This window comes from Saccharothrix ecbatanensis (assembly GCF_014205015.1).
Taxonomy (GTDB): domain Bacteria; phylum Actinomycetota; class Actinomycetes; order Mycobacteriales; family Pseudonocardiaceae; genus Actinosynnema; species Actinosynnema ecbatanense.
The window spans coordinates 7,873,135-7,890,485 of the sequence record NZ_JACHMO010000001.1 but is presented as its reverse complement, the minus strand read 5'-3'; the positions used below and the strand labels follow the sequence as shown (position 1 = coordinate 7,890,485).

12 protein-coding genes and 1 tRNA gene are annotated in these 17,351 nt (G+C 70.6%); 10 read left to right on the top strand and 3 right to left on the bottom strand.

Features of this window, described 5'->3' with window-relative positions:
• The first annotated feature begins 2 nt into the window (after positions 1-2).
• From F4560_RS34690 to F4560_RS34680, 3 genes are all read left to right on the top strand, one after another.
• Positions 3-1,337 (top strand): 6-phospho-beta-glucosidase, encoded by a 1,335-nt coding sequence (locus F4560_RS34690; RefSeq protein ID WP_184927325.1) that lies wholly within the window; start codon positions 3-5, stop codon positions 1,335-1,337.
• On the top strand, positions 1,337-2,410 hold the full coding sequence (locus tag F4560_RS34685; RefSeq protein ID WP_184929567.1) for an N-acetylglucosamine kinase: 1,074 nt from the start codon (positions 1,337-1,339) through the stop codon (positions 2,408-2,410). The genes F4560_RS34690 and F4560_RS34685 overlap by 1 nt, the downstream gene beginning before the upstream one ends.
• A gap of 313 nt (positions 2,411-2,723) precedes the next feature.
• Positions 2,724-3,491: an SGNH/GDSL hydrolase family protein gene (locus tag F4560_RS34680; protein WP_312869650.1), complete on the top strand. Its 768-nt coding sequence runs from the start codon at positions 2,724-2,726 to the stop codon at positions 3,489-3,491.
• Positions 3,492-3,950: 459 nt separating this feature from the next.
• On the opposite strand, the gene F4560_RS34675 is transcribed toward F4560_RS34680, so the two are convergent.
• Positions 3,951-6,743, bottom strand: a complete 2,793-nt coding sequence (locus tag F4560_RS34675; RefSeq protein ID WP_184927323.1) for an AfsR/SARP family transcriptional regulator — start codon at positions 6,741-6,743, stop codon at positions 3,951-3,953.
• 176 nt (positions 6,744-6,919) lie between these two features.
• On the opposite strand from F4560_RS34675, the gene F4560_RS34670 reads away from it, so the two are divergent.
• The 4 genes from F4560_RS34670 to F4560_RS34655 all read left to right on the top strand — a co-directional run bounded on the left by F4560_RS34670 (position 6,920) and on the right by F4560_RS34655 (position 11,074).
• A complete protein-coding gene (locus F4560_RS34670; protein ID WP_184927322.1) occupies positions 6,920-7,960 on the top strand; it encodes an ADP-ribosylglycohydrolase family protein in 1,041 nt (346 codons plus the stop codon).
• A gap of 236 nt (positions 7,961-8,196) precedes the next feature.
• Positions 8,197-8,928 (top strand): NsdA family TPR-like regulatory protein, encoded by a 732-nt coding sequence (locus tag F4560_RS34665; protein ID WP_184927321.1) that lies wholly within the window; start codon positions 8,197-8,199, stop codon positions 8,926-8,928.
• A gap of 59 nt (positions 8,929-8,987) precedes the next feature.
• Positions 8,988-9,686, top strand: a complete 699-nt coding sequence (locus F4560_RS34660) for a response regulator transcription factor (protein ID WP_184927320.1) — start codon at positions 8,988-8,990, stop codon at positions 9,684-9,686.
• Entirely contained in the window at positions 9,683-11,074 is a 1,392-nt protein-coding gene (locus F4560_RS34655; protein WP_312869649.1) for a sensor histidine kinase, read from the top strand. Before F4560_RS34660 ends, F4560_RS34655 begins: the two co-directional genes overlap by 4 nt.
• Here F4560_RS34655 and mgrA read toward each other — a convergent pair.
• Positions 11,071-12,099 (bottom strand): L-glyceraldehyde 3-phosphate reductase, encoded by a 1,029-nt coding sequence (gene mgrA, locus F4560_RS34650; RefSeq protein WP_312869648.1) that lies wholly within the window; start codon positions 12,097-12,099, stop codon positions 11,071-11,073. The genes F4560_RS34655 and mgrA overlap by 4 nt on opposite strands.
• Positions 12,100-12,273: 174 nt before the next feature.
• Here mgrA and F4560_RS34645 point away from each other — a divergent pair, with 174 nt between their 5' ends.
• Complete coding sequence (locus tag F4560_RS34645; RefSeq protein WP_184927318.1) at positions 12,274-13,878, top strand: vWA domain-containing protein; 1,605 nt, start codon at positions 12,274-12,276, stop codon at positions 13,876-13,878.
• Between the two features lie 142 nt (positions 13,879-14,020).
• Here F4560_RS34645 and F4560_RS34640 read toward each other — a convergent pair.
• Positions 14,021-14,096: transfer RNA gene (locus F4560_RS34640), tRNA-Thr, on the bottom strand.
• A gap of 282 nt (positions 14,097-14,378) precedes the next feature.
• On the opposite strand from F4560_RS34640, the gene F4560_RS34635 reads away from it, so the two are divergent.
• Positions 14,379-15,716 (top strand): threonine/serine exporter family protein, encoded by a 1,338-nt coding sequence (locus tag F4560_RS34635; protein ID WP_312869647.1) that lies wholly within the window; start codon positions 14,379-14,381, stop codon positions 15,714-15,716.
• A 154-nt stretch (positions 15,717-15,870) separates the two neighbouring features.
• The gene (locus F4560_RS34630; RefSeq protein ID WP_312869646.1) at positions 15,871-17,307 is read left to right on the top strand and encodes an alpha,alpha-trehalose-phosphate synthase (UDP-forming); all 1,437 of its coding nucleotides are present in this window, start codon (positions 15,871-15,873) and stop codon (positions 17,305-17,307) included.
• Positions 17,308-17,351 lie beyond the last annotated feature (44 nt).

Genomic DNA, 17,351 nt, shown 5'->3' with positions numbered 1-17,351 from the left:
GGGTGAAGCTGACCGTTGTCGGTGGCGGGTCCACCTATACGCCGGAGTTGATCGACGGGATCGCCGGGATGGCCGGGGTCGACGGGCGGCGGGCGGGGCTCGTGGTGGACGAGATCGCGCTGGTCGACCCGGACGCGTCCCGGTTGGAGGTGGTGGGGGCGTTCTCGCGGCGGCTGCTCGCGCACGCCGGGCATCCTGCGCGGGTCACCACCACCGCGGATCTGGAGCGGGGGGCCGAAGGGGCTTCAGCCGTGTTGTTGCAGCTCAGGGTGGGTGGGCAGACCGCTCGGGCGTCGGACGAGACGTTTCCGCTGGTGTGCGGGTGCGTCGGGCAGGAGACGACCGGGGCGGGCGGGTTGGCCAAGGCGCTGCGGACGGTGCCGGTGGTGCTGGACATCGCCGAACGGGTGCGCGCGGTGGCCGGCGACGCGTGGATCGTGAACTTCACCAACCCGGTCGGGATCGTGACGCGGGCGTTGTCGCAGGCCGGGCACCGGGTGGTCGGGCTGTGCAACGTGGCGATCGCGTTTCGGCGCTGGACGTCGTCGTTGTTGGGGGTCGCGCCGGAGAGCGTGCGGTTGGAGCACGTCGGGCTGAATCACTTGACGTGGGAGACCGCGGTGTTCGTGGACGGGGTCGACCGGCTGCCCGAGCTGCTGGAACGGCACGGTGACGCGGTGGGCGAGCACATCGGGCTGCCCGCGTCGTTGATGCGGCGGCTGGGCATGGTGCCGTCGTACTACCTCAAGTACTTCTACGAGCACGACGAGGTGGTGCGGGAGCAGCGGACGTCGCCGCCGCGTGCCGAGGTGGTGGCGGGGGTGGAGAAGGAGCTGCTCGATCTGTACGGGGATGTGTCGGTTGTCGCCAAGCCTGAGTTGTTGGGGCAGCGGGGTGGGGCTTACTACTCGGAGGCGGCGGTGCAGTTGGTGCACTCGTTGACCGGTGGGGTGGGGGTTGGGGGTGCGGCTGCCGCTGCGGGTGCGGGTGCGGGTGCGGGTGCGGCTGAGCAGCACGTGGTGAACGTGCGGAATGACGGGGCGTTGCCGTTCCTGCCGGATGACGCGGTGGTCGAGGTGCCTGCTGTGGTGAGCGAGCGGGGGGCGGTGCCGGTGGAGGTGCCGCCGGTGCCGGCTTCGGTGTCGGGGCTGATCTCGCACGTGGCGAGCTATGAGCACCTGGCGTTGGACGCGGCGTTGCGCGGGGGGCGTGATCGGGTGGCGGACGCGTTGCTCGCGCATCCGTTGATCGGGCAGTTCTCGGTGGCCGAGAGGTTGGCGGACGAACTCGTGGCGCGTAACGCGGACTTCCTGCCGTGGGTTCAGGGGACGGCGTGATGGAGCGGGTGCTCGCCATCGATGGCGGGAACAGCAAGACGGACATGGCCCTGGTCGACGTGGAAGGACAGGTGCTCGCGAGGGTGCTCGGGCCTGGCGCGTCGCCGCAGGGGGTGGGGCTCCAGCGGAGTGTGGAGGTGTTCGAGGGGATGGCGCGGGAGGCTGCGCGCCTGGCCGGGCTTCCGGACGACGAGCCGATCGCGGTGCACACGGCCGCGTACCTGGCGGGCGCGGACTTTCCTCGGGAGGAGGAAGCGCTGCGGGACGCCATCTCGGCACGGGGGTGGTCCGGGACGACCGTGGTCGGGAACGACACGTTCGCGTTGCTGCGCGCGGGGACGGCGGACGGCGTCGGAGTGGCGGTGGTGTGCGGGGCGGGCATCAACTGCGTCGGGGTGGCGCCGGACGGGCGGACGCACCGGTTCCCGGCGGTGGGGCGGATCTCGGGTGACTGGGGTGGGGGCGAGCACCTCGGGTCGGAGGCGTTGTGGCTGGCGGTGCGGGCGGAGGACGGGCGGGGTGAGCCGACTGCGCTTATGGACGCCGTGATCGCGCACTACGCGCACTACGGGCCGGTGCTTGGGGTGGGGACGTTGGCGGAGGTGGTGGAGCGGCTGCACTTCGGGGAGGCCGTCTTCGATCCGCACGCGTTGTGCCGGGTGCTGTTCGAGGTGGCGGCCGGGGGTGACGCGGTGGCGCGGGCGGTGGTGGACCGGCTCGTGGAGGAGATCGTGGTGCTCGCCCGGGTGTCGTTGACGCGGTTGGGGCTGCTTGGGGAGGCGGTGGACGTGGTGCTCGGGGGTGGGGTCGTCACCGGGACCGGTGGGGTGGTTTCGGAGGCGGTGGGGGTGGGGTTGCGGGTGTTCGCTCCTCGGGTTCGGGTGCGGGTGGTGGACGTGCCGCCGGTGGTGGGGGCGGCGTTGTTGGGGTTGGACGCGGTGGGGGCGGTGGGGGCGGTGGGGGCGTCGGATGCGGTGGGGGCGTCGGGCGGGGCGTCGGGCGGGGGCTCGGGGCGGGCTGAGGCTCGGTTGCGGGCGGCTTATGGGATGGCTGTGGAGGCTGCCGCCGGTTGAACTTGATCGGTCGTTCGAGGGCGGCCGGTCTTTGAGACACCGGTGCGCGGGAGGTGAACCATGGCGGCGGCCCCTCCTGCGCACCGGCCCATTTCCGGGTTGATCTGCGGGCGGTTGATCTGCGCCTAGTTGATCTGCGCCTGGCGTGATTCCTGCCGCACTGGGTTTCGGCGAGCTGGAAATTCCGATGCGTGCTCACACCCGGAGTGACACCTTGGTAACGGCCTTGCCAACCGACGGTGGCGTAGGGCCGGCATCGCGTTGCATGCTGTCGTGCGCGGTCATGGGGGTGCCGTGCGCGGAGGGAGGGTCTGTGGACGGATTGGACAGCTTCGTAGCGTTGGGGGACAGCTTCACCGAGGGTATGGACGACCCTGCGCCGAACGGCACCTACCTGGGGTGGGCCGACCGACTGGCCGGGATGATCTCGACCCGGCAGCAGGGTTTCCGGTACGCGAACCTGGCGGTCCGGGGCAAGATGCTCCAGGAGATCGTGGACGAGCAGATCCCGCTGGCGGTGTCGCTGAAGCCACGCCTGGTCACGCTGTGTGGCGGCGGCAACGACATCCTGGTGCCGGGCAGCGACGCGGACGCGGTGGCCGAGGTGTACGAGATCGCGGTGGCCGACCTGCGCGCGGCGGGCGCGGAAGTGCTGATCTTCACCGGTTTCGACCCGAAGCACACGCCGTTCCTGCGGTCGCTGCGCGGGAAGATCGCGATCTACAACAGCCACCTGTGGTCGGTGGCCGAGCGTTACCACTGCAAGGTGGTCGACCTGTGGTCGATGACCGTGCTGCACGACCGGCGCGCGTGGAGCGCGGACAGGCTGCACCTGTCGCCCGAGGGGCACCGGCGGGTGGCGTTGCGGGTGGCCGAGGTGTTGGGGTTCCAGTCGGACGAGGAGTGGAACACGCCCTGGCCCCCGTTGATGGACGAGGACTGGATGACTCAACGGCGGCATGACCTGAAGTGGGCGCGGGAGCACGTGATGCCGTGGATCGCCCGGCAGTTGCGTGGGGAGTCGATGGGTGACGGGGTCGTGCCCAAGCGGCCGGAGTTGCTGCCTGTTTGTGCTGAGTGAGTTTGGTGGGTTAGTGGCGGGGTGAGTGGGTGGGTGATTCGCCCGGAGCGGGTCCGGCTCGATTTGACACGGGGCCCTTACGGGCACCCCAGACAGGCCAAAGCCGGGCAGGCATGGCGGGAAGAGCGTCCGCCAAGCCTGCCCGGCTTCGACCAGCCTATGGCACCCGAACCCGTGTCAAATCGAGCCTCGTGCGGTAGTTGCGGATCCGCTGTGGTGCGGTCGGCGGAGGTGGAACGGCGTAGAGGCGGGGTGGGGCCGTGGCGGGGTGAGGCCGTGGCGGCGGTAATGGGGTGTTATCCCGAACTGGGCCGGCGCTCTCCCCCGAACGCCGGCCCAGCTGGGTTGGGTGGCTTCCCCCCTGGCTCCCCCTGCCAAGCGCCACCCAGCACTGACCGCTACTGCTGATCAGCGCAAGTCCAAAATCCCATGACTTCACGCCGTGGTGCTAAACAGCGGCTAAACCTCGGAGGTCAAGGCTTCAAGCGCCGTTCGGACCAACATCGACCTGGTGGAGCCGAGGCGTTCGAACAGCCGAAGCGATTCCGCGAGCTCCGCTTGCGCCGCAACGCGTTCTCCCCGTTTGGCCAGCACAGTGCCGAGCACCTTCCGACCGAACGCCTCCTCGAACTGCATGGACCCGCCGCGCGCCAACTCGACCCCCTGCCGGGCGTGCTCCTCCGCCTCCGGTAACAGGCCCAGCTCGGCGTACAGCTCCGCCAGGTTGTTCACCGCCACCACGTACGCGCGCTCGTCGCCGTTGCGGTGGTAGATCTCCATTGCGAGGAACTGGTGGCGGGCTGCCGCTTCGCGCTGCCCGAGACGTTGCTCCACTTGGGCCAGGTTGTTGAGCACTGTGGCCTCGTGGAGCGCGTCACCGTCCCGACGGGCCAGGTCGACGGCTTCCCGGTGGCGCACCAGGGCTTCCTCCGCACGGCCGTCGGCCATCAGGGCCAGCGCCAGCTGGTCCAACGTCATGACCAGGTAGCGCGGGTCGCCCAGTTCTACGGCTATTCGGTGTGCCGCTTCGGCGTGTTCGAGGGTGCCGTGTAAAGCGCCGGCGCGGTTGTTGATGTCGTGCATTGCGTGAAGCACGAGGAGTTCGCCGCGTCGGTTGCGGGTTATCCGTGCTGAAGCTAGACCGAATTCGGCTATGCCGTGCCACTCGCGGAAGACGAGTCTGGTCACGCAGTACGTGTGCACGAGTCGCACCAGTTGCCAGACCTGGTCGTGCAGACCGGCTTCGGCACCCGCGTGCACGAGGGCGATGAGGTTCGGCCATTCCTTGTCGAACCAGGACAGGGCCTGCGCCGAGGTCGCCGGTCTGGGGACGGTGGTGGAGTCGGTGAAGTCCAGGCCGTCGGAGACCGGTCGGATGAGGCGTCGCGCGTGGTCGCAGGCGGCGAGGTAGTGGGTCATCAGGCGACGTAGCGCGCCGTGCTCGCGGTCTTCGACCAGTTCCCTGGCGTACAGGCGGACGAGGTCGTGGAGGACGAAGCCGCCGCGCCACTGCTCGACCACGAGGTGGGCGTCGGCCAGGTCTGCGAGTCGGGCCGCCGCCGTGCCGAGGTCGATGACGCACACGGCGGCTATCGCGTGTGGGCTCACCCACCTGCCGGGGACCAGCCCGGCGGCGCGAAAGGTCTCGGCCAGTTCCGGTGGCAGGTTGCGGTACGAGACGGCCAAGGCGCGGCCCACCCCTACGCCGCTATCGGCCAGGTCCAGGGTGCGGAGTCGGGCGTCGTCGTCGGACAGCTGCGCCACCAGGTCTTCAACTGTCCATTCCGGACTGAAGACGAGCTTGGCGGCGGCTATGCGCAGCGCCAGGGGCAGGTTGCCGCAGAGTTCCACCAGCATCCGGATCGCCACGGGCTCCTGATCGGACAGCGGCTTGCCGACGACCTCGTCCACCAGTCGGACGGACTCCTCTTCGGAGAGGGTGTCGAGGGTGAGCATGCGCGCGCCGTTGCGGACGACCAGGGACTCGAGGCGACGGCGGCTGGTCACGAGGACCACCGAGCCCGCTCCCGGGGGTAGCAGCAGTCGGATGTGCTCGGGGTCCCAGGCGTCGTCCAGGATGACCAGCACCCGGCGCTTGGCCAGGACGGACCGGTAGAGGCCGACGCGGTCGTCCAGGCCGTGCGGCAGGCCGTCCGCGGGCACGCCCAGTGCCAGCAGGAACCGGGCCAGCACCTCGGCGGGTTCCACCTGCTCGCGGTCCGGGGCGAAGCCGTTCAGGGAGGCGAACAGGAGACCGTCGGGGAACTGCTCGGCCCGTCGGTGTCCCCAGGTGACGGCCAGCTCGCTCTTGCCGATCCCCGGCGGGCCGTTGACGACCGCGATGGTGGTGGCGGTCAGGTCGCGCACGTCGCACAGCCGGTCCAGCCAGGCCAGTTCCTCGTCACGGCCGATGAACCCGCTCGCGGCGGCGGGCAGTTGGGCGGGCACGACGATGCCGGGGCGCGGGGGCACCGGGGCGGACTCCGTCACCGGTGAGCTCAGCGCCGGGTCGTCGCGCAGCACCTGTTCGTGCAGCAGGCGCAGGCCGGGACCGGGGTCGATGCCGAGTTCGTCCACGACGCGGCGGTGGAAGCGCTGGTAGGCCTCGAGGGCGTCGGCGCGCTGGCCCGAGTGGTAGAGGGCGCGCATCATGTGGCCGACGAGGCGTTCGCGGAACGGGTACTCGGTCACCAGTTGGCGCAGCTCGCCGACCAGTTCCAGGTGCCGGCCTAGTTCCAGCTCGGCCTCGATGCGCTCCTCGACCGCCGCGAGCCGGAGTTCTTCCAGGTCCTTGGTGACGGGGTCGCCGGGCACGTCCGTGAGCACCTGGCCGCGCCACAGGCCGAGCGATTCGCGCAGCAGCTGCGCCCGGATCGGCGCCGGCTTGCCGCGCGCGCTCGACACGAGCTGCCGGGCCCGGTGGAAGTCGAGCCGCCACGGGTCCACCGACAGCTGGTACCCGGGCGGGGTGGTGAGGATCCGCGCCGAGGCGGCGGGGTCGGCCGCCTCCAGCATCCGGCGCAGGCGGGACACGTAGCCGTGCACGATCGTCCTCGCCGTGGCCGGTGGCTCGTCGGCCCACAGGCTGTCCACGATCTCGTCGATCGGGACCACCCGGTTGGCCTCCAGCACCAGCATCGCGAGCAGTCCGCGCATCCCCTTGCGGCCGATCACGAGCTGCCGGCCGTCGGCGAGCACCTGCAACGGTCCGAGCACGCCGAACTCCAGCCCGCTCCTGCTCCGGTCAGCCATGCCCCTCCCCCGGCTCGTGCGCGGCTCGGTCACAGGATCAGGTGCGCCGGGAACGCCCTTGGATACCTGTGAGTAGATATTGCTTGGTCAACTAGTCGTGCCTCCCGGACCGGACGGGCCCGCGACGGCTAGGGTTTTGGCCCCGGGACAGTCCCTGGGCGAGTGCAGGAGGACCAGTGCCGCGCGAGCCGATGAACGTGGTCGACCGTGGCGCGGCCTGCCTGTTGGGCGGCGCCCTCGGTGACGCCCTCGGCGCGCCCATCCAGTACCTGGGGTGGGCCGACATCCAGCGCGACCACGGGCCGGAAGGCGTGCTGGAGCCGCCGCGTCCCGCCCTGGTCACCGACGACACGCAGCTCACGCTGTTCACGGCGGACGGCTACCTGCGGGCGTGGGTGCGCGGGCGGACGACCGGCGAGTGGGATCCGGTCGACGTCGTCTGGCGGAGCTACCGGCGGTGGCTGGTCACCCAGCAGGTGGCCGCGCCCGAGGCCGGTGCGGTGGGCTTGGTGGGTGACGAGCGGCTGTACTCGAGTCGGTCTCCCGGGTTGACGTGCCTGCGGGCTCTCGCAGCGGAGACGCCGCCTACGCCGGAGGAGCCGCACAACGAGTCGTCCGGCTGCAACGGCGTGACGCGGACGGCGCCGGCCGGGTTCGCGCCGAGTCCCGAGATCGCCTACGACCTGGGGTGCCGGTTCGCCGCGCTCACCCACGGCGGCACGGGCGGCTGGGTGTCCGGTGGGGCGTTCGCGCTGCTCATCCACCTGCTGGCGGTGCGCGGGCGGTCGATGCGGGAGGCCGTGGACCAGGTCATCGGGCGGGTGCTGCGGGACGACCCGTACACGGCGAACACGCTGAACCGGGCCGTGGTGTTCGCCGACGAGCACAAGGCGCAGGGTTTCGAGTCGGTGCGGGTGGACCGGCTGGGCAGCGGGTGGACCGGGCCGGAGGCGCTGGCGATCGCCGTGCACACGGTGTTGGTGTACCCGAAGCGGGCGCAGTTCGTGGACGCGTTGCGTGCGGCGGCCAACCACTCGGGCGGCAGTGACGCGACGGCGGCGTTGACCGGGAACGTGCTGGGCGCGCTGCACGGCACGGCGGCGTTGCCGCGGGACTGGCTGGCGGGGCTGGAACTGGTGGACCTGCTCACCCAGCTGGGCGCGGACCTGGGGCGTTCGGTGATGGGGCAGGAGTTCGACTTCGCCCGGTACTCGTGACCGGTGTGGGAACGGGGGAAGCCGGCCTCGGCACGCACGTTCCCGAATGCGTGCGACCGAGGCCGGCTCTCCACGTGGTCTGCGGTGGGACACGCCCCGAGCGCGGAACCAGGCTGACCTGCCGTGGAGCGGGAAACCCGTGGGCGGAACGGTAGCAGAGCGCGTGTGAGTGGTCACAGGTGGCCCACCTGTTCGGCCCAGTGAGGTGCGGGAACGGCGGGGTTTGGGGGTGGCTGGTGCCGGCGGGCGTCCGTGCGGTGACGCGGCTGTTGATCGACCTTGACGGCGAGCCTGGTGCGCGTGACGTCGGCGATCTGGCCGTGCTGGCTGTTCGCCATGCGCCGGTGGGTGCGGTTGACGCACTGGCGGAGCTCCTGGAGGTGGCGGGCTGGATCTTGTTCGAGGAGGAGCGGCAGGTCGAGGCGCACCGGCACAACGTCGCCGCCTTGGCGTTGGCGCGGGCGGCGGGCAACCGTGATCTTGAGACGCTGACCCTGTTGACCATGTCGATGCAACGCGCCCATGTCGGCCGGTTCGGCGAAGCGCTCGACCTGGCCGACGTCGGTGCGGCCACCACCGGTTCGCCGCGGGTGCGGGCGATGTTCGCGCTGCGTCGGGCCCGTGCGTACTCGCGGATGCGCTTGGCGACGCCGGCGTTGCGTGCGTTGGACCAGTCCCGCGCCGCCCTCGAAGAGGACCCCTCCGCCCCTTCGTGGGCTTGGTGGATCGACGAGGACGAGCTGCTCGCCCACCGCGGCGCGGTCCTGGCCAACCTGGGCCGGCTGTCCGAAGCCGTCCCGCTGCTCCCCGACGTGCCCGGTCCGAGGTTCCGGGAAGTGGTGCGTGCCATGCGTTACCGGACTTTGGTGGCACTCGGCGAGTGGACCGGCCCGCCGCCTGTCTTCACCAGCCCACGGGCTCGGCGGACCGCCCGGTCACCTGTCGCGGACCTGTCGACTGGCTGTTGATCGGGCCGTCGGGGACGGATGGCCTCGCTCGGCGGGTGGCGGTGCCGCACCATGGGCGGGTGGACAAGGGCACCTCCGTTCGACTGCTCGTGGTGGACGACGAGCCGCACATCGCGGACCTGGTCGCGACGGTCGCACGTTACGAGGGGTGGCAGGCGGTGACGGCGGGCAGTGGCGAGGCTGCGCTGAAGGCCGCGGCCGACTTCCTCCCGGACATCGTGGTGCTCGACCTGATGCTGCCGGACGTGGACGGCTTCACCGTGCTGGACCGGCTGCGGTCGGCGGGCGCGATGGTGCCGGTGGTGTTCCTGACCGCCCGTGACGGCACCGCCGACCGGGTCGCGGGCCTCACCCGCGGCGGTGACGACTACCTGGTCAAGCCGTTCTCGGTGGAGGAGCTGATGGCGCGGCTGCGGGCCGTGCTGCGGCGGTCCACCGGGCCGGCGTGGAAGCGTTCGGTGCTGAGGGTGTCCGACCTGGTGCTGGACGAGGACACCCGCGAGGTCCGCCGCGGCGGCCGGATCGTCACCCTCACGCCCACCGAGTACGAGCTGTTGCGCTACCTGATGCGCCGGTCCCCCGCCGTGCTGACGAAGGCCCAGATCCTCGACCACGTGTGGGAGTACGACTTCGGCGGCCGGTCCAACGTGGTGGAACTGGTCGTGTCGCACCTGCGGCGCAAGCTGGACGACGGCGGCGAGCCGCTCATCCACACCATCCGCGGCGTGGGGTACGTGCTGCGGCGAGTGGCGGAGTGAGGCGGCTGCGCCTCGGCACGCGCCTGGCGCTGGGACTGGGCGCGCTCGCGTTGGCGGTGTTCGCAGTCGTCGGCACGGTGATGGCGGAGCGGATGCAGGAGTTCCTGGAACGCCGGCTCGACGCGCAGATGGAGACCACCCAGGTCTCGGTGAAGAAGAACCTGGCCGCCACCGGCACGATCAAAGGCGCCGCGTACGGCTGGTACTCGGTGGTCTACGACGTGCGTGACGGCCGTGCCGTGCCCAGGAACCCGGACGACCAGCCGGCCGACCGCGAGGACATGACCGACGTGGCGTTGAAGGTCGACGGGCCGGAGCCGGTGTACTGGACGGACCACCTGAAGGGCGACGGCACGTACCGGCTTCGCGGGTCACCGGTGTCGGACGGCGTCGTGCTGGTCACGGCAGCGCCCATGAACGACATCGCCACCACCGTGCGGCAGCTGGTGATCGTCGAGGTGATCACGTTCCTGCTCGCGTTGACCGCGTTCGTGGTGATCGGGCGGGCGGTGCTGCGGCGCGGGCTCCAGCCATTGAGCGACATGGCGCGCACGGCGCACGACATCACGTCCCACGACCTGACCGACTCGGCCCGGCTGCCGGTGCGCGCGGAAGGTGGCAGCGGCGGCGTCGAGGTCGAGGAGCTGCGCAGCGCGTTCAACACGATGCTGGACCACATCGACACGTCGCTGGCCGCCCGCACCGCCGCCGAGCAGCGGTTGCGGCGGTTCATCGCGGACGCGTCGCACGAGCTGCGCACGCCGTTGACGTCCATCCGGGGCTACGCGGACCTGTTCCGGTACGCGGCGGCGAACGCGCCGGAGGAACGCGAGGCGCACCTGGAGAGGCTGCGGTCGGAGGCGGCGCGGATGAGCGTGCTGCTGGACGACCTGCTGCTGCTCGCCCGGCTGGACTCGGCGGAGGCGGAGACGCCGCTGCGGATGGCCGACGGCGACCTGGCGGCGTTGGCGCGGGAAGCGGCGGACGCGTTCCGCGCGGCCCACCCGTCGCACCCGTTGACGCTGACCGTGCCGGACAGGCCGGTGCGGCTGGCGTTCGACCCGTTGCGGCTGCGGCAGGTGGTGGACAACCTGCTCACCAACGCCGCCGTGCACACGCCGGCCGGCACGTCGGTGTCCCTGTCGGTGTCGGTGGAATCCGGGTCGGCGGTGCTGCGGGTCGCCGACACCGGTCCGGGCGTCCCGGCCGCCGACCAGACCCGCGTCTTCGACCGGTTCTACCGGGTGGACGACTCGCGCACCCGTGACCGGGGCGGCAGCGGGCTGGGGCTCGCGGTGGCGCACTCGCTGGTCGTCGCGCACGGCGGCACGGTCGAGCTGACCAGCCGTCCCGGCTCGACCACCGTGACGGTGACCCTGCCGCGCTAGCCGGCGTTCGAGGACTCCGCCCACAGGTCGATGCCCGACTCGACCGCGTGCTCGTCGATCCGCTCCAGTTCGTCGTCGGTGAGCGGCGGGCCGTCCAGCGCCGCCACGTTGGCGTCCAACTGCTCGACGCTGCTCGCGCCGATGAGCACCGACGTGACGCGCTCGTCCCGCAGCGCCCAGGTCAAGGCGAGCTGCGCCAACGACTGCCCGCGTGACGACGCGATGCCGTCCAACGCCCGCACGTGCGCCAGGTTGGCGTCGCTCAGCAGGTCCTCGGACAGCGACTTGCCCTGCGTGGCGCGGGAGCCTTCCGGCACGCCGTTCAGGTACTTGTCGGTCAGCATGCCCTGGGCCAGCGGCGAGAACGCGATGCAGCCGACGCCCAGCTCACCCAGCGCGTCCAGCAGGTCGTTCTCGATCCACCGGTTGAGCATCGAGTAGGACGGCTGGTGGATCAGCAGCGGCACGCCCGCCGTGCGCAGCAATTCGGCCGCCTCACGGGTCTTGGTCGCCGAGTAGGACGAGATGCCGACGTACAGCGCCTTGCCCTGCTGGACGGCGCTGACGAGGGCGCCGACCGTCTCCTCCATCGGCGTGTCCGGGTCGAACCGGTGGGAGTAGAAGATGTCGACGTGGTCCAGGCCGAGCCGGGACAGCGACTGGTCCAGCGACGACAGCAGGTACTTGCGGGAGCCCCACTCGCCGTACGGGCCGGGCCACATGTCGTAGCCCGCTTTGGTGGAGATCACCAGCTCGTCCCGGTGCGGGCGCAGGTCGTCGGCCACCATCCGGCCGAAGTTGACCTCCGCCGAGCCGTAGGGCGGGCCGTAGTTGTTCGCCAGGTCGAAGTGCGTGACGCCGAGGTCGAACGCCCGGCGCACGATCGCCCGGCCCGACTCGTACGGCCGGTCGTCACCGAAGTTGTGCCACAGGCCGAGCGACACGGCGGGCAGCTTGAGCCCGCTGCGCCCGGTGCGGCGGTAGGTCATCCGGTCGTAGCGCGACGCGTCCGGTTGGTAGGCCACATCCCCAGCGTCGCACGGGCTACTGCCGTTTGCCGGACAAGGACGGCCCGCAGATTGCTCTTGTCGGACCGTACTCGGGACGTCGTTGCGCCATCCGTCTGACATGCGCGAACAACGCTGTTCGGGCATCCGGGCCCCGATGCCCGGCAGCACGAGCGAGAAGAGATCAACGGAATGCGAACCTCGCACAGACGCGGCGCGGTCCTGGCCGTCGCCGCTTTGGCTCTCTCCACCGTCCAGTTCACCCCCGCCTCGATCGCGGCGCCCGCCCCGGCGGCTTCCCGCTGCGGTCCGCTCGACGTCACGTTCGTCCTCGACGACACCGGCAGCATGGGCGGCGCGATCGCCAACCTGAAGGCCGGCATCAACTCGATCGTCAACGACGTGGTCGTCGCGTCCGGCGGCGACTACCAGTTCGGCCTGGTCACGTTCAAGGACAACATCACCGTCCACACCAACCTCGCGCCGGGCAACGCGGCGCCGGTGACCAACTACATCACCAACACGCTCGCCGCGAGTGCCGGCGGCGCCGAGCCGGAAGCCTCCGACGAGGCGTTGAACACGGTGGTGAACAACCTGTCCGCCGTCGGACGGCCGCAGAACACCGCCTTCAACGGGGTGTGGCGGTCGAACGCGATGAAGTTCGTCGTGCTGGTGACCGACGCGCGGCCCGGCGGCTTCGACGACGTGCACGCCGCGGTGGACGTGGCGAACGCGTCGACCAGGGCGAACCAGGCGCTGGCCAACGGGATCAAGATCTCGGCGGTGTACGTGCCGACGTCACCCGGCAACAGCGCGGTGATCACCCCGATCATGCAGAACTACGCCACCACGACCGGTGGGGCGTTCGTGCAGGCGTCGGCCAACGGCGCGGGCACGGCGACGGCGATCCAGCAGTTCCTCGCGGACTGCCGGCAGACCGACGTGTTCATGCACGACCAGCCGACGGACACCGGCGTCGAGCCGAACCCGAACGGCTCGGTGTGGCAGAGCCCCGACATCAAGGTCTGCCCGACCCTGGCCGACTGCGCCGGCATCCAGCCGGTCGTGGGCGCGACGAACTACGTCCACGTGCGGCTGCACAACCCCGGCCCGTACGGCAGCGGCACCGGCCTGGGCACGCTCAAGCTCTACCGCACGCCCGCCGGCGGTTCGACGACGTGGAACAACGCCACCAACGGCGACTGGGTCTACATCGGCCAGCAGTCGGTGTCGGTGCCCGCGGGCGTGACCGTGGTCAAGATCCCGTGGAGCAACATCCCCGGGCCGGGTCACTTCTGCCTGCTGGCGCGCTGGGTGTCGGCGACCGACCCGATGACGTTCGCCGAGGGCCCGAACACGGCGCTCAACGCGAAGAACAACAACAACATCGCGTGGCGCAACGTCCAGACCGTGCGCGGCAAGGTGCTGGCGCCGATCAAGTCCTGGTTCACCCTGGGCAACGCGACCGGCGGGCAGGTCAAGTCCGACCTGCTGATCACCGGCGTGAAGCCGTTGCCGGGCACCGTGGTGATCGACCTCGGTCCGCGCCTGTTCGAGCGCTGGCGTGCCGGCGGCGGTCAGGGCGAGGGCGTGAAGCAGGTCGGCGAGACGCAGGTCCAGGTCGACACGCGACGCGCGGCGCTGCGCGGACTGCTGATCTACCCCGGTGAGCGCTTCCAGACGGAGCTCACCTTCACGTCCGAGGCGGCGGGCGAGTTCCTGACGCACGTCGTGCAGTCGTTCGAGGAGGAAGACCAGGGCGGCGTCGCCTACGAGGTCCAGGTCGACCGCGAGTAGCCCCGCGCCATCAGTCCCACACCGTGATCGCGGCCCACGGCCGACGTGGGCCGCGATCACGTGGCGCAGAGCGCTGTGCAAGGATACGTCTTGATCAACTTCAACCCTCCGACCTGCCGTAGCGGCTGGTCAGGGGGTCCTTTGGAGCCGGTGAGGGGACTTGAACCCCTAACCTTTCGCTTACAAGGCGAGTGCTCTGCCAATTGAGCTACACCGGCATGGCCCGGAGGCCTGGAACATCGTAAGCGCCCGCAGGGGGTGCCACCTGCGGCGAACGGCCTGCTCGTGGTGTGCTCCCGTTGGGCCGTCCGGAGGTCGCGGGTACCGTCCGGGTGGTCCTTGGGACCATTAAAGCCGCTGGCCAGCGATATCAACAGAGCTGAACGCACAGTGATCAAATCACCCGTCCCGGGTACCCCTCCCGGGGGTGGCGCATGACACAGCCCCGAATGTGACACGGTCGGCGTGGCGTCCGTGCGTGGAGAGGGAGGTGACGCCGGGTGAGGCTGTGGCGCAATCGGCACGAGGACACGGTGCCGGCACGACCCATGGAAGGACCGTCCCTTCCGGACGACTCGACCGTCCACCTCGTGCTCGACCTCGCGCTGCGCGTGGGCGACGCGCAGATGGCTGGCGGGGCCGGCGCGGCCGACGTCACCACCACCATCCTGGCGGTGACGAACGCGTACGGGCTGCCGCACACCGAGGTCGACGTGATCTACACGTCGATCACCGTCGCCTGCCACCGCGGCACGGACGCCGCGCCCGTCACGTCCATGCGCGTCGTCCGCAGCCGCAGCGTCGACTACACGCGCCTCGCCGCCGTCGAGAGGCTGGTCCGGCGGATCACCTCCGACGGCATCACCGCCCTCGACGCGTACGCCGAGATCGACCGCATCAGCCTCGCCGACCACCCGTACCCGCGCTGGGTGGCGACGCTGGGGTGGGCGGGCATGGCGGGCGCGGTGGCGTTCCTGGTCGGCGGCGGCGCGGTGCTCGCCGTGACGGCGGCCATCGTCACGGCGCTGATCGACCGGGTCGGGCGGCTGCTCAACCGGCGCGCGCTGCCGTTCTTCTTCCAGCAGCTCGTCGGCGGCGCGCTGGCCACCTCGGTGGCGTTGGCGATGTACGCGACGGACCTGCTGCCGAACGTGCGGCCGTCCCTGCTGATCGCCACCGGCATCGTGGTGCTGCTGTCCGGCCTGTCGCTGGTCGGCACCGTGCAGGACGCCATCACCGGCTACAACGTCACCGCCGCCGGCCGGACGATGGAAGTCGCGCTGCTCACCGCCGGTCTCATCGCGGGCATCACGCTCACCCTGCGGGCGGGCTTGCAGTTCGGCGTGGAGACCACCATGGCCGACCCGCTGCCACCGCTGATCTCCGAGGTCCCGATGCAGTTCGCGGCGGGCGCGGCGACGTCCGCCTTCTTCGCCCTGGCCGGCTACGCCCCGCTGCGCGCGCTCCCGACGGCCGCCGCCGCGGGCGCGGTCGGCACGACCACCTACGGCCTTCTGGCGCTGATCGGCGTCAACACGGTCACGTCAGCCGCCGCAGCGGCCACCGTGGTGGGGTTCGGCAGCACGATCGTGGGCCGCCGGCTGAGGACGCCCCCGCTGCTGCTCGCGGTGGCCGGCATGGTGCCGCTGCTCCCCGGCTGGACCACCTACCGCGGCCTCTACCAACTCACCGCGGACGGCGACACGTCCGGCCTGTCCACGCTCGTGCTGGCCGCCGCCACGGCGCTCGCGCTGGCGGCCGGCGTCGTACTGGGTGAACATCTGGGGCATCCGGTCCGCTCCGGCCTGGGTCGGCTGGCGGCCCGCTCCCGACGGTGAACACTTGAACACGTGCTTTCCACGTGAGATGGCCCACCTGACGAACTTTCGTCAAGTCAACACTGTGTGACGGGTCTGACGACAGGGCATCCAGCCTGCGCGTTCCCACTAACCTCGACGGTGGGCGAGACGAATCCTTAGGAGGCGCTACCCGGTGAGCAGCATTGGCGAGAACGGCGCGGAGTTCCTGGTCGTGGCCAACCGCCTACCGGTTGACCTGGAGCGCCTGCCAGACGGGACGCAGCGCTGGAAGCACAGCCCCGGTGGACTGGTCACCGCCCTCGAACCGTTCCTCCGCACGCACAAAGGCGCCTGGGTCGGCTGGCCCGGCATCGCGGACGCCGACGTGGACGCGTTCGAGGAGGACGGCCTCCAACTACACCCGGTGATGCTGAGCGCCACCGAGGTCGCCGACTACTACGAGGGCTTCTCCAACGGCACCCTGTGGCCGCTCTACCACGACGTCGTCGCCCCGCCGGCCTTCCACCGGACGTGGTGGAACGCCTACGTGCGGGTGAACCAGCGGTTCGCCGACGTCACCGCGAAGGTGGCCGCGCAGGGCGCCACGGTGTGGGTGCAGGACTACCAGCTCCAGCTCGTCCCGGCGATGCTCCGCGAGCTGCGCCCCGACCTGCGGATCGGCTTCTTCCTGCACATCCCGTTCCCGCCGGTGGAGCTGTTCATGCAGCTGCCGTGGCGCACCGAGATCATCCGCGGCCTGCTGGGCGCGGACCTGGTCGGCTTCCACCGGCCCGGCGGCGCGCAGAACTTCCTCTGGCTGGCCCGCCGCCTGGTCGGCCTGGAACCGAGCCGCGGCGCGGTCGGCGTGCGCACCCGTCCCGGCGTGGTCCAGGTCGGCGACCGCACCGTTCGGGTCGGGGCATTCCCGATCTCTATCGACTCCGCCGGACTCGACGCGCTGGCGCGGGACAAAGAAGTGCAGAAGCACGCGAAGCAAATTCGTGAAGACCTCGGGAATCCGAAGAAGATTTTGCTGGGGGTGGACCGGCTCGACTACACCAAGGGCATCGACGTGCGCCTCCGCGCGCTGCACGAACTCCTCGCCGACGGCCGGATCGACCCGAGCGAGGTCACCATGGTCCAGCTCGCCACGCCCAGCCGCGAGCGCGTCGAGCACTACAAGAAGATGCGGGGGGAGATCGAGCAGGCGGTCGGCCGGATCAACGGCGAGTTCTCCACCGTGGGTCACCCGGTCGTGCACTACCTGCACCAATCGGTGAACCGGCGCGAACTGACCGCGTTCATGAGCGCCGCCGACGTCATGGTGGTGACTCCCGTGCGCGACGGGATGAACCTGGTCTGCAAGGAGTACGTCGCCACGCGCTACGACCTCGGCGGCGCGCTGGTGCTCTCCGAGTTCGCCGGCGCGGCGGCCGAACTCACGAGCGCGTTCCTGGTCAATCCACACGATCTCGACGGCGTCAAGAACGCGCTCGACGCGGCCCTCACGCTGGATCCCGCCGAAGGCCGCCGTAGGATGCGCGCGCTGCGCCGCCAAGTCCTCACGCACGACGTCGACCGTTGGGCTCGATCGTTTCTTGATGCCTTGGGCACGCAGTCCACGATCTGAATCAGTTCAGAGAAGTTATTCCCGACCTGTCCCACCGAGCATTG

Excerpts from the sequence above, each read along its gene's own strand:
- F4560_RS34685 (WP_184929567.1), top strand. The coding sequence starts at position 1,337 with ATGGAGCGGGTGCTCGCCATCGATGGCGGGAACAGCAAGACGGACATG.
- F4560_RS34675 (WP_184927323.1), bottom strand. The coding sequence starts at position 6,743 with ATGGCTGACCGGAGCAGGAGCGGGCTGGAGTTCGGCGTGCTCGGACCG.
- F4560_RS34645 (WP_184927318.1), top strand. The coding sequence starts at position 12,274 with ATGCGAACCTCGCACAGACGCGGCGCGGTCCTGGCCGTCGCCGCTTTG.